The 12,315-nt window shown below is 36.1% G+C and carries 11 protein-coding genes; all 11 read right to left on the reverse strand.

The annotated features are described in order from the left end of the window. Positions 1 to 27 precede the first annotated feature (27 nt). Positions 28 to 1,371, reverse strand: a complete 1,344-nt coding sequence (gene rsmB / locus ACFQ02_RS01910) for a 16S rRNA (cytosine(967)-C(5))-methyltransferase RsmB (RefSeq protein WP_380818581.1) — start codon at positions 1,369 to 1,371, stop codon at positions 28 to 30. 5 nt (positions 1,372 to 1,376) lie between these two features. Next, a complete protein-coding gene (gene fmt / locus ACFQ02_RS01915) occupies positions 1,377 to 2,333 on the reverse strand; it encodes a methionyl-tRNA formyltransferase (protein WP_380818584.1) in 957 nt (318 codons plus the stop codon). Positions 2,334 to 2,366: 33 nt separating this feature from the next. Next, complete coding sequence (gene def / locus ACFQ02_RS01920) at positions 2,367 to 2,879, reverse strand: peptide deformylase (RefSeq protein WP_380818587.1); 513 nt, start codon at positions 2,877 to 2,879, stop codon at positions 2,367 to 2,369. Between the two features lie 219 nt (positions 2,880 to 3,098). Beyond that, on the reverse strand, positions 3,099 to 4,262 hold the full coding sequence (pheA, locus tag ACFQ02_RS01925) for a prephenate dehydratase (RefSeq protein WP_380818589.1): 1,164 nt from the start codon (positions 4,260 to 4,262) through the stop codon (positions 3,099 to 3,101). Positions 4,263 to 4,401: 139 nt separating this feature from the next. Continuing rightward, positions 4,402 to 5,319 carry a UDP-3-O-acyl-N-acetylglucosamine deacetylase gene (lpxC, locus tag ACFQ02_RS01930; protein ID WP_380818592.1) on the reverse strand — a complete coding sequence of 306 codons (918 nt, stop codon included), beginning with the start codon at positions 5,317 to 5,319 and terminating at the stop codon, positions 4,402 to 4,404. A 47-nt stretch (positions 5,320 to 5,366) separates the two neighbouring features. Next, positions 5,367 to 6,662, reverse strand: coding sequence for a cell division protein FtsZ (gene ftsZ, locus ACFQ02_RS01935; protein ID WP_380818594.1), 1,296 nt, complete (start codon positions 6,660 to 6,662; stop codon positions 5,367 to 5,369). A 90-nt stretch (positions 6,663 to 6,752) separates the two neighbouring features. Continuing rightward, entirely contained in the window at positions 6,753 to 8,030 is a 1,278-nt protein-coding gene (gene ftsA, locus ACFQ02_RS01940) for a cell division protein FtsA (protein WP_380818596.1), read from the reverse strand. Between the two features lie 33 nt (positions 8,031 to 8,063). Continuing rightward, positions 8,064 to 8,834, reverse strand: coding sequence for a cell division protein FtsQ/DivIB (locus ACFQ02_RS01945; RefSeq protein ID WP_380818598.1), 771 nt, complete (start codon positions 8,832 to 8,834; stop codon positions 8,064 to 8,066). After that, on the reverse strand, positions 8,834 to 9,757 hold the full coding sequence (locus tag ACFQ02_RS01950; RefSeq protein ID WP_380818600.1) for a D-alanine--D-alanine ligase: 924 nt from the start codon (positions 9,755 to 9,757) through the stop codon (positions 8,834 to 8,836). Before ACFQ02_RS01950 ends, ACFQ02_RS01945 begins: the two co-directional genes overlap by 1 nt. A gap of 11 nt (positions 9,758 to 9,768) precedes the next feature. After that, positions 9,769 to 11,205 carry a UDP-N-acetylmuramate--L-alanine ligase gene (murC, locus tag ACFQ02_RS01955; RefSeq protein WP_380818919.1) on the reverse strand — a complete coding sequence of 479 codons (1,437 nt, stop codon included), beginning with the start codon at positions 11,203 to 11,205 and terminating at the stop codon, positions 9,769 to 9,771. Between the two features lie 33 nt (positions 11,206 to 11,238). Beyond that, positions 11,239 to 12,306: an undecaprenyldiphospho-muramoylpentapeptide beta-N-acetylglucosaminyltransferase gene (murG, locus tag ACFQ02_RS01960; protein WP_380818922.1), complete on the reverse strand. Its 1,068-nt coding sequence runs from the start codon at positions 12,304 to 12,306 to the stop codon at positions 11,239 to 11,241. Positions 12,307 to 12,315: the final 9 nt, after the last annotated feature.

The following is a 12,315-nucleotide window of genomic DNA, read 5'->3' on the forward strand; positions in this document are numbered from 1 at the left end:
CTGAGCCTAGCTATTGTTAAATTTAGTTTATTTTACTCGTTTTCTCAATTTTGCATAATAGAAACCATCTCCACTGTTCTCCGTGGGAAAAAATTGGTAGCCAAGCATATTTTCTTGCAATGGAAATAGCAACGGTTCTAATATCGCATCAGATTGTGATTGCAAAAAAGCACTAATCTGTTGATGATTTTCTTCTTGTAGAACAGAGCAAGTAGCATATAGCAACACGCCTCCCTCTTTCAAGAGAGACCAAAGAGTCGTCAAAATTTGTTTTTGTAATTGGACTAATTCTTCAATATCTTGATCTCGACGTAACCATTTTATATCAGGGTGGCGACGAATAATGCCCGTTGCAGAACAAGGAGCATCAAGTAAAATTTTATCAAACTGTACCGCACTTTCTCCTAAAAAATCAGTTACTTGATTGAGCCACGAAGTAGGGTTAGTTGCATCGCCTTGAATCACTAAAGCGGTCTGTTGTAATCGTTGTAAATTTTGATTTACTCGCACTAGACGGTTTTGTTCAATGTCCAACGCCACTACTTTTCCTTTAGGAGCAAGCTCTAAAAGATGCGTAGTTTTACCACCTGGTGCAGCACAAGCATCTAGAATCAATTCATCATTCTGAGGTTCAAGTAACGAAGCTGCCCACTGTGCATGCAAATCTTGCACAGTTACCCAACCTTCAGTAAAGTGTGGTAGATTTTCTACTGAACTTGGCTGACTAAGCCGTACTGATTGTCTCCCCTCTGCGATTCCTTTAACACCAACTTGCTCTAATAATTGAATATAATGTTCTGAGTTACTGTAATTTTGATTTATTCGTAACCACATTGGCGGTTTTTGATTATTAGCCTCAATAATCTCTCGCCAATTTGAATAATATTTTTTTAATCGATTAATAAACCAATCTGGATGTAAAGTATGCCAATTCTGATCTACTTTAGCTAAAATTCCTGTTTTCTCACGCAAAAAGCGACGCAAAACAGCGTTTACTAAATTTTTAAATGCACCGACATTCAGACTTTCTGTCCCTTTTACAACTTCATCAACTGCAGCATGAGCAGGAACACGTAAATATAATAGTTGATATAAACCCACTAATAGCAAGCAATGTACAATTCGCTTTTTACCTTTTAATGGATTATCTAGTAACATAGCGATAATGCTGTCTAAACGAGGTAAAACACGACAAACGCCAAAACAAATTTCTTGTAATAAAGGTAAATCTTGTGGTTTTATTTTACTTTGTTGTTCAGGAATAAGTGTAGATAAAGATTTTCCTTGCTCTAAGACAAGAAAAAGTAATTGAGCAGCTAAAGCCCGCACAGAAAGCTTTACTGTTTTTTGTCTATTCTTTTGTTTTGCCATTTTCATTAATCCAACACTTTACCAACAGCAAACCAATCTGCTCTGCCATTCAACAAATCTTGAGCAGACATAACTTTCTTACCTGCTGGCTGTAATTGTAATAAATTCAGTACACCATCTGAAGTTGCGATTTGAATACCATTTTTATCTGCACTTAAAATTGTTCCTGCGACTTTATTTTGGTGAGGTAACACTTGAGCTTGATAGACTTTTAAAGTTTGCAAATTACCTTGTGGATCATTTAATGTAAAATAGCTAATCGGCCACGGATTAAAAGCTCGGATATTACGTTCAAGCTGAAGTGCAGTGTGATTCCAATTTATTTTAGCTTCTTCTTTGGATAATTTATCGGCGTAACTAGCAACATTATCATCTTGTTTTTGTGGACAAAACTTTCCCTCATCTAATTGATTTAAAACATCAATTAATGCTTTTGGTGCTATTTGAGCTAATTTTTGGTATAAATCAGCAGATGTGTCCGTTGGTTGAATATCACAATAAACTTTGTGTAACATATCGCCAGTATCTAATCCCTCATTCATTTGCATAATGGTTACACCTGTTTGTTGATCTCCCGCCCAAATAGCACGTTGAATAGGTGCTGCACCACGCCAACGTGGAAGCAATGAACCATGTACATTTAAGCAACCAAATTTTGGAATATCTAGCACCGCTTTTGGTAAAATTAAGCCATAAGCTACAACTACTATCACATCTGGATTTAATGCCAGCAATTCAGCTTGAGCTTGTTCTTTTCTCAAACTTTTTGGTTGATATACCAGTAGATTATGTTGTTCTGCTAATATTTTCACCGCACTTGCCTGTAATTTTTTACCTCGTCCTGCAGGTTTATCTGGTTGAGTATAAACTGCTATCACCTTATGCTGTGAATTAAGTAATTCTTGCAGATGCTGTGCTGCAAAATCAGGTGTGCCAGCAAAAATAATGTTTAATGGTTTCATTACATAATCCTTCAAAGTGCAGTCAATTTTGAGTTATTTTTGTTTAGCCAATTGTTTTTGTAATTTCAACAATTTCTCTTTCATACGTTGACGTTTTAAAGGTGACAAATAATCCGCAAACACCACTCCATTTAAGTGATCAATTTCATGCTGAATGCAAATCGCCAATAATTCATCTGCTTGTAAGATAAATTCTTCTCCTTTTCGATTAAAGGCTTTCACTGTCACTTTCTCTTTTCTTGGCACAAAGCCCCTTAATCCTGGTAATGAAAGGCAACCTTCTTCAATACCTGTTTCACCACAGCTTTCTATAATCTCTGGATTAATCAATACAATTTGATTTTCGCCTGTACCTTCAATATCAATAGTAATCACTCGTTTATGTACATTCACTTGAGTTGCTGCTAAACCAATTCCTTCTTGATGATACATCGTTTCAAACATATCATCTATAAACTGTGACAATGCTTCATCAAATACCGTAACAGGTTCAGCTACGATTTTTAATCTTTCATCGGGATAAATCAATACATCTAATAACGCCATAAGATCCTTTCTAATTTAATACAAAAATATATGGCTATTGTACCTATTTTTACGAAAAAGTTTAATAAAATGTGAAAAGGATTAGTGATTATTTCGATTGATAAAACTTCATAAGAAAGCACTGCTATTATAACATAATGGCAATATTTTAATTTTACAGAAAAAATACCGCACTTTACTATAATGAAAGTGCGGTAATTTTTCACATCATTAAGATGTTTATGTAACGTCGACAGGTTTTACAATTTCACTTGGATAACAACCTAATATTTTCAAATAATTGCTATATTGGCGTAATTCTTCTAATGCAATTTGAACACTTGGATTATTAATATTTGCATCAATTTCTAAATAAAACATTTCATCCCAAGTCTGACCATAAATCGGACGAGATTCTAATTTTGTCATATTTATATTATGCTTTTTAAACACCAATAATGCATCAACCAATGACCCTACTTGTTGCTTATTAGTTGTCATTAATAATAATGTCTTCGTATGTATCTGCGGAGCAACTACAATAGGTTGTTTAGCGACAATAATGAAACGAGTAATATTATTCTGTTGATTAGCAATATCAGTTTTTAGTACTTGAAGCCCATATAAATTTCCACCATCTGCATTACCTAATGCTGCAATATTAGGCTTATTAAGACTCGCTACTAATTGCATAGCATGAGAACTACTCTCACAATATTCAATATGAATACGATCCAAAGTACGAATAAAATTGCTACATTGTTGAATTACTTGAGGATGACTATACAATGTATCAATTTCGGTTAGATTTTGCTGACTATTCACTAGTACACAGTGTTTGATTGGATATGCCAATTCTCCTACTAATGATAATTCTGTGTGCTGCAACAAATCATAAACTTCATTAATAGAACCAGATGTAGTATTTTCTAGAGGAAGAATGCCGTAATCAGCTTCACCTGCTTGAACTTGTTCAAAAACCTGACTAAAAGAATCACAACTTATTTCAACTAACTCTTCTTGATAACGAGTTGCATAATTACGAGCAGCGAGATGCGAGTATGAGCCTCTCTTACCTAAAAAAGCAATATGAATATTTTGTTCACGCTGTTGATTTAGTTTTTTTTGTAAATACACTTGCTGAGTTAAAACTGAGTCTTCAATAATCCGTTGGAAAATTTGTGTAATATACTGAGCCTCAAGTTGGTAATGATGATTTTCTGCAAACTGAACCAATTCTCTCAATAATTGCTGTTCACGCTCGACGTCACGCAAAGATTTTTGTGTAATTTCTTTGCTACGTGCTACATCAAGTGCTAAACGATGTCGTTCTGATAATAATTTTAATAAACTACGATCGACTTGAGTAATTTGTTGACGTATTTCATTTAAATCAAAATTCATATTTTACCCTTTGTATTTTGCTAAATAAGAATAAAGAATATTTTATTTAGACGTTACTTTATATACTTTTAACTACAAAATTTGTGGTAAAGAAAAAAGCTATATTTCATCGAAATATAGCTTTTTAGTTAAAAACTAATTAAATCAAAACATAACCTGGTGCAACATAGCCTTGAAGTACTTGCTCTTTCTCATCAAATGACACAAATTCCCATGCTTCTTGATTAGATAGTAATGCTCTCAGTAATTTGTTATTTAAACCATGACCAGACTTATATGCCTTAAAATCACCAATGATATTGTAGCCCGCCATATAGAGATCACCGATAGCATCAAGCATCTTATGACGAACTAACTCATCTTTAAAACGTAGGCCATCTTCATTCAAAATACGATAATCATCAAGCACAATAGCATTATCCAAACTACCGCCTAATGCTAAGCCTTGCGATTGTAAATATTCAATATCCTTCATAAAACCAAATGTTCTTGCACGACTAAGTTGTTGAATAAATGCTTGAGCTGAAAAATCCATAACGTAGTTACAAACATTTTTATTGATTGCAGGATGATCAAAATCAATTGTGAAATCTAGACGGAAGCCATTATAAGGTTTGAATTCAGCCCACTTATCACCATCTTCTACTCGTACGTGCTGTTTCACTCGTATAAATTTCTTCGGTGCGTTTTGCTCTTCTATACCTGCATCGAGTAAAAGATAAATAAATGGACTTGAACTTCCATCCATAATAGGAAGTTCAGCAGAATCCACTTCAATAATAATATTGTCAATACCTAATCCTGCTAATGCGGCATTTAAATGTTCTACAGTAGAAATTTTCACACCACTTTCATTCACTAAACAAGTACAAAGCATAGTATCACGAACAGCATTCGCATCCGCAGGAAACATCACTGGCGGATTTAAATCTGTACGACAATACACAACTCCCGTATTAGTTGCTGCAGGACGCAAAGTGAGGGTAACTTTATTACCACTATGCAAACCCACACCTGTTACTTTAATACTTTGTTTTAGTGTTCTTTGTTTAATCATAATTTTTCTCTTCATTAATTAACGAATAACAGACCGCACTTCAACAGTTATTCATCTTTATTTCGCATAAAACTTTCTGCGTTAAAAATACTGCCTTCTCGTTTGAAGGAACTCAATCTATCAGTAATTGGAGTATCTAAAATACTTCGTCCTCCCATATCTGATCCTCGACTAACATCTTGTTTTTTGACCGCACCAATTTCATTACGTTCAGTTGCAAATGAGCGATTTTGCTCCGCAACTCCAGCATTACGATTAACCACTGGAGATTGTGCTTTAATTTGAATATCAGGAGCTAAAATATCACCAATACCCGTTGCAACAATTGTGACTCTAATTTCATCTGACATATCAGGTACTAATGTTGTTCCTACAACCACAGTAGCATCTTCTGATGCGAAAGCTTTCACAACGTCACCAACAATATTAAATTCGTCTAATGTTAAATCAAAACCGCCAGTAACATTAACGAGTACTCCCCTAGCACCCGATAAATCTACATCTTCCAACAGCGGACTCGCTACTGCTTCCTGAGCGGCTTTTTCTGCTCGTCCATCAGCAGGTGAACCTTGAACAACACCCGATCCCATCATTGCTCGTCCCATTTCAGACATGACTGTTCTCACATCAGCAAAATCCACGTTAATCAAACCAGGAGATGTAATCATGTCAGAAATACCTGTTACAGCATTACGTAAAATATCATTCGCTGTCGCAAACGCATCAATCAACGTAATATTCTTACCCAATACTTTTAATAATTTATCATTTGGAATGATAATCAGTGAATCAACATGTTTGGATAATTCTTTAATCCCCATTTCAGCGAATTGCATCCGCTTTCTACCTTCAAAAGAAAAAGGCTTTGTTACAACCGCAACGGTTAATATCCCTAATTCTTTAGCAATTTGAGCCACAATTGGAGCCGCACCAGTTCCAGTACCGCCACCCATGCCTGCTGCGATAAAAACCATATCAGCACCTTCTAGCATAGCACGCAACGCATCCTGATCATCTTCAGCTGCTTTGCGTCCTACATTAGGATTCGCTCCTGCACCTAATCCTTTAGTTGTCGCCCCACCAATTTGGACAGTTTGCTGTACATTGCTTTTCCGTAAAGCTTGTGCATCCGTATTTACTGCATAAAATATAATTCTATCATGCTCGTCATTTGCTGTAGGAAATGTTAATTCGTCAGAATTGAGCAACGTACCACCGATATTATCTTTAATCATATTGGCAACCATATGATTTACGGCATTGCCTCCGCCACCACCGACACCAACAACTTTAATGAGTGCACCATTCATATCGCCAAGATCGTAGTCAACCGGTTCAAACATAATTTTTTCTCCGTTATTGCCAATTCTCAGACCGGCACTAATTATCAAATAACCTAACTTACTCTTATTGTAGATGAAAAATCAAATTTTTCAAAACTCTGATTTGACTTTATTTGCGATTTTTTTCAATCCAGCCCATGCTGATTTTAACAATCCTTCCTCATTGTATGAATCTCTACCCATTTGATTTTCTTCTTGATCATTGTAATTATATTGTAATAATCCAACAACAGTAGAATATGATGGCTTATTAACATAATCTGTCAATCCTCCAATATTCAATGGACTGCCGATCCGCACTTGATAGCCAAATACTTTCATCGCACACTGTTTTAAATCTTCAATTTGAGAACCGCCCCCAGTTAAAACAATTCCCGCTATCAGTTCAAATTTCATTTGTTTGCTTTCTAATTCATATTTTAACTGAGTTAATTCATTTTTAACCAATCCCAATAGTTCCTCATAACGGGCAGAAGTTGCTACTGAAAGTTGATCTTTTGTTAATACTCTTGGAGCTCTACCACCAATTCCAATTACCTCAATCTTTTTATCACCTTGCAATGAAGGGGGATGCCAAGCACTACTATAATTTACTTTAATCCGTTCTGCTTCTGATCTAGAAGTTTCACAAAAATAAGCAATATCATCAGTTACTCGATTACCTGCGTAAGGAATCACTTTACTAAACCGCAATGCCCCGTTAGTATAAACAACAATATCCATAGTGCCCGCACCAAAATCTATTAAACAGACACCTAAATCTTTCTCGTCTTCTGTTAAAACAGAGCAAGCAGAAGCTACGCCTGAGAATACAATTTTATCTACTTTTAATTTACAACGTTCAACTGCTTTTTTTAAGTTATTTAGCCAATCTTGATGACAAGCTATCAAGTGAGCTTGAGCAGTCAGCCTCACACCTTGCAACCCCAAAGGATCTTTAATATTTACCTGTTTATCTACTTTGTATTCTTGCGGAATCACATGTAAAAGTGTTAGCCCTTCTCCCATCCTAACAGATCTTGCTGTATGAATAGCAGAATCAATTTCATCTTGAGTTACTTCACCCTCAGAAATAGGCACAAAACCACTCTCATTTAGACTTTGAATATGTTCCCCTGTAATAGCAAGCGTTACACCCATAATCTGGCAATCGGCTACAGACTCAGCAGCATCAATTGCACGTTGAATAGAAGCAACTACCGCACCTAAATCAGTAATGCTACCTTTATCTATACCTTTTGAAGGGCAACTGCCGACACCCAACACGTTAACTACACCATCAGGCAAGACCTCACCAACTACAGCAACTACTTTGGATGTTCCTACCTCTAAACCTACTATTGTTTTTGATTCCACAATCTTTGCCATTTTTTATCACTTCATCTTATTTTAATTTAATGTTTAATGGTCGACATCCTTAAATCCAACTGCCGCACCAACCTTATATCTCAAATCAACGTAAGATAATTTTTTATGCTCAGGTATTTCAATTTGTGGATAAATTGTAGCGAAACGGTCTAGCTTAGATTTCCACTCTCCACGTCCTAATTTCAACTGAACATCATTATCCAAAGTGATTTGCCACGCACCTCTATCATCAATTGAAACAGCTTTCAGTTTCAATCCCTTTAATCTTAAATCATGATAAATTTTATGCCAAGCCTCCATAACAAGTGAGCTTTGATAATCTGGACCAAATAATTGAGGCAAATTTTCTGCTTTTAATTTATCAGCGGGTAGTTTAAAAATTACTCCATCATCAGACAAAAATTCTGTTTCATTCCAAGTCGCCACAGGTGTATATTCACTTACCATAATGCTTAACCGATTTGGCCATATTTTTCTAACTACAGCCTCACGAATCCATGGCATTGTTTGAATTTGTTCACCTAGCACATCGATGTCTTGCCCAAAAAAACCCTTTAAACTACCAAATTTTTGCAATGCATCTCTGACATCATCGTCTGTAGTAAATGTTGGCGTTCCTAATAATGCAAATGCACTTATAGGCTGACTGTCTAGCTTTTCCAAACAAGATTGCCAATTTGTATAAAAATAGACTGCCACACTAATATACAAAAGTATAAGTAAAGATTTCAGCTGCACAAAAGACTTTGCTCTATCAGTATTATTCCTTATAGACGATTCGGTCTTGTGCCATAATTTACTCATTACAAACTTAGCTCCAAAATTTTTACAACAAGTTGCTCAAAAGAATACCCTACAGTAACCGCTGATTTTGGAAATAAGCTATGACTTGTCATGCCTGGATTTGTATTAACTTCAACTAAACGAAATTGCCCTTTCCCATCCAACATAACATCAATACGGCTCCAACCACGGGCACCAACAATTTCATAAGCACGCTTAACTAATTCGGCTAGCTCTTTTTCACGTTCTATTGTTAATCCTGATGGACAAAAATATTTTGTATTATCAGAAATATACTTAGCGTCATAATCGTAAAACTCTCCATCAGGTACTATTTTCACTGATGGTAGCACTTCATCACCAAGCACAGGCACTGTAAATTCTTCACCGCTCAACCATTCTTCAATCAATACTGTTTCATCATATTTTAAGGCAAATTCGACCGCACTTTTAAGTTGTTCAACGGTTTTAACTTTAGTTAAGCCTACACTAGACCCTTCAAGAGAGGGTTTTACCATTAATGGCAAGCCTAGCTTTTCGACAACTTTTTCTGGACTTAGTTCGCATGCATTTGATTTTGTTACAATTTCCATTTCAGCAACAGGTAATCCGAAAGCTTTCCATAACATTTTGGTTCGCATTTTATCCATTGTTAAAGCGGAGGTCATCACCCCACACCCTGTATAAGGCAATCCAATTTGCTCTAACAGACCTTGCATTGTACCATCTTCACCGCCACGACCATGCAAAATATTAAAAACTCGATCAAATCCTTGTTCTTTTAAAGTGGCTACAGGATAAGTTTTTGGATCAATAGGATAAGCATCAAACCCTTGATTTTTAAGAGCTTGTAACACTTCTTTTCCTGAGTTAAGTGACACCTCTCGCTCTGCTGATGTACCACCTAATAGGACTGCTATTTTTTGTTGTTTTAATGGTTTCATTTTATATTCTCTTATGTTATTTTTTTTGTCCACTCAGTAGCTAACTGACGAGATAATTTACTTACGTTTCCTGCCCCCTGAGCTAAAATCAGATCACCATCTTGAATTAAACGATCTAAAGTTTCTGCTAATTGACTCTGGTCTGCTACAAATACAGGATCAATTTTGCCTAAATTACGAATTGAGCGACAAAGTGAACGACTATCAGCACCTGGTATTGCCTCTTCTCCAGCACTATAAACATCAAACATGATCAAGACATCAACTTGTGAAAGAACTTGAACAAAATCATCAAATAAATCTCGAGTTCTAGAATAACGATGAGGTTGAAAAATCATCACAATTCGCTTATCTTTCCATCCTTTACGAGCTGCTTCAATAGTAACACTCACTTCTGTTGGATGATGTCCATAATCATCAACAAGCATCACTTTACCATTTGGACGCTGAAATTCTCCTAAAGGATCAAACCTCCTTCCTGCTCCTTGAAAATCTGCTAATGCGAGTAAAATGGCTTCATCATCAATGCCTTCTTCTTTTGCCACTGCTAATGCTGCGGTCGCATTCAAAGCATTGTGCTTACCAGGAACATTTAACATTATTTCGATCTTTCGACCATTTGGCATATTAACAATATAATAACCTTTAAATCCTACTTGATGATAATTTTCAATACGATAATCTGCTTTTTCATTAAAACCATAAGTGATCACTTGTCGTCCAATTTTTGGTATCAATTCATCTAATACAGGGTCATCAGCACATAACACGGCTAAACCATAAAAAGGCAAGTTATGTAAAAAATTCACATACGTTTGTTTCATCTCAGCAAAATCACCGTGATAAGTATCCATATGATCTGGCTCTATATTTGTTACGACTGATACCATTGGTTGTAGATGTAAAAATGATGCATCACTTTCATCTGCTTCCGCAATTAAATAACGACTACAACCTAAATAAGCGTTTGTCCCTGCAGATTTAACTAACCCACCATTGACAAAAGTAGGATCTAACCCAGCTTGAGCATAAATCATTGAAATCATGGCTGTTGTTGTTGTTTTCCCATGAGTACCTGCCACTGCAATACCATGCCGAAAACGCATAATCTCGGCTAACATTTGAGCTCGTTGGATGACTGGAATTCTTCTTTCTTTAGCGGCTAAAATTTCTATATTATCTGAGCTAATGGCACTAGACATTACAACTACACTAGCATTTTCCACATGCTCTGCTTCGTGAGAAAAATAGATCCTTGCTCCTAAAGCAGTAAGCCGATTAGTCACTGCACTTTCTGTAATATCTGAACCCGTTACTAAATAACCCTCATTAAGCAATACTTCCGCAATACCGCCCATTCCAGCACCACCAATACCAACAAAATGAATTTGTCGCACTCGTCGCATTTCAGGAATTATTTTTCTGATTTCTTCTTGAAATTTTGTCATTTTTTCTTGAAATTCTGTCATTTTCTATCTCAATTATTTTGCTACATCAATGATTATTTGTGCTACTTGCGAAGCTGCCTGTGGTGTTGACATTGCTTTTGCGTTAACTGCCATCACTAATAATTTATCACGATCTAAAGAAAGCAATAATTCAGTTAATTTTTCAGCTGTAAAATCAGATTGTTCAATAATCTTTGCTCCACCAGCATCTGCTAAATATTTTGCATTTAAATATTGTTGACGATCTTTATGTTCAAAAGGAATAAAAATAGCAGGAACGCCTACAGCTGCTAATTCAGATACTGTCAACGCTCCTGCACGACAGACAACAATATCTGCCCAGCTATAAGCTTTTGCCATATCATCAATAAATTCAGTGATGTTAACATCCACATTTGGAGAGTGCTGAGTATAAAGTGCGGTCACATTTTGAACTGAACCTGCTCCTACCTGATGATAAATTTCAAATTTTTCTGCTAACTGAGCCATTGCTTGTGGAATCGTAAAATTCAATATCCTAGCACCTTGACTACCACCAACAACTAACAAACGTAGTTTTCCTGCCCGCTTTTCTAATCGCTGTTGTGGAGATAACTCTCCAAATAAATCTGCTCGTACTGGATTACCAACTACTTCCGCTTGCTCAAATGCACTAGGAAATGCTTGTAATACTGTAGTTGCAATTTTAGCTAACCAACGATTAGTTAAACCTGCTACCGCATTTTGCTCATGCAATACAATAGGGATTCCGCTTAATTTGGCAGCAACGCCTCCTGGTCCTGATACATACCCCCCCATTCCTAGCACTACATTTGGTCGATAATGTTTAATAATTTTCTTTGCTTGAAAAATTGCTCGTAAAATCTTAAAAGGTGCAGTCAATAATGAGCTAATTCCTTTACCACGCAAGCCTGAAATTTGGATAAATTGAATAGGAATACCATGCTTAGGTACAATTTGTGCTTCCATACGGTCTTTTGTACCAAGCCAGCAAATATCCCATCCTTTTTTTTGCAATTCCTGTACCACTGCGATAGCTGGAAAAACATGCCCTCCCGTTCCTCCAGCCATGACTAATAATCTTTTTTTATTTTCCTTTATCACAACAAA

It is taken from the genome of Seminibacterium arietis (assembly GCF_042675725.1).
Lineage (GTDB): Bacteria > Pseudomonadota > Gammaproteobacteria > Enterobacterales > Pasteurellaceae > Seminibacterium > Seminibacterium arietis.

What these genes read in the sequence shown, in the direction of transcription:
- rsmB (WP_380818581.1), bottom strand. Translation starts at nt 1,371, where the DNA reads ATGGCAAAACAAAAGAATAGACAAAAAACAGTAAAGCTTTCTGTGCGG.
- ACFQ02_RS01945 (WP_380818598.1), bottom strand. Translation starts at nt 8,834, where the DNA reads ATGAGTAAATTATGGCACAAGACCGAATCGTCTATAAGGAATAATACT.
- fmt (WP_380818584.1), bottom strand. Translation starts at nt 2,333, where the DNA reads ATGAAACCATTAAACATTATTTTTGCTGGCACACCTGATTTTGCAGCA.
- ftsA (WP_380818596.1), bottom strand. Translation starts at nt 8,030, where the DNA reads ATGGCAAAGATTGTGGAATCAAAAACAATAGTAGGTTTAGAGGTAGGA.
- pheA (WP_380818589.1), bottom strand. Translation starts at nt 4,262, where the DNA reads ATGAATTTTGATTTAAATGAAATACGTCAACAAATTACTCAAGTCGAT.
- ftsZ (WP_380818594.1), bottom strand. Translation starts at nt 6,662, where the DNA reads ATGTTTGAACCGGTTGACTACGATCTTGGCGATATGAATGGTGCACTC.
- murC (WP_380818919.1), bottom strand. Translation starts at nt 11,205, where the DNA reads ATGACAAAATTTCAAGAAGAAATCAGAAAAATAATTCCTGAAATGCGA.
- lpxC (WP_380818592.1), bottom strand. Translation starts at nt 5,319, where the DNA reads ATGATTAAACAAAGAACACTAAAACAAAGTATTAAAGTAACAGGTGTG.
- ACFQ02_RS01950 (WP_380818600.1), bottom strand. Translation starts at nt 9,757, where the DNA reads ATGAAACCATTAAAACAACAAAAAATAGCAGTCCTATTAGGTGGTACA.
- def (WP_380818587.1), bottom strand. Translation starts at nt 2,879, where the DNA reads ATGGCGTTATTAGATGTATTGATTTATCCCGATGAAAGATTAAAAATC.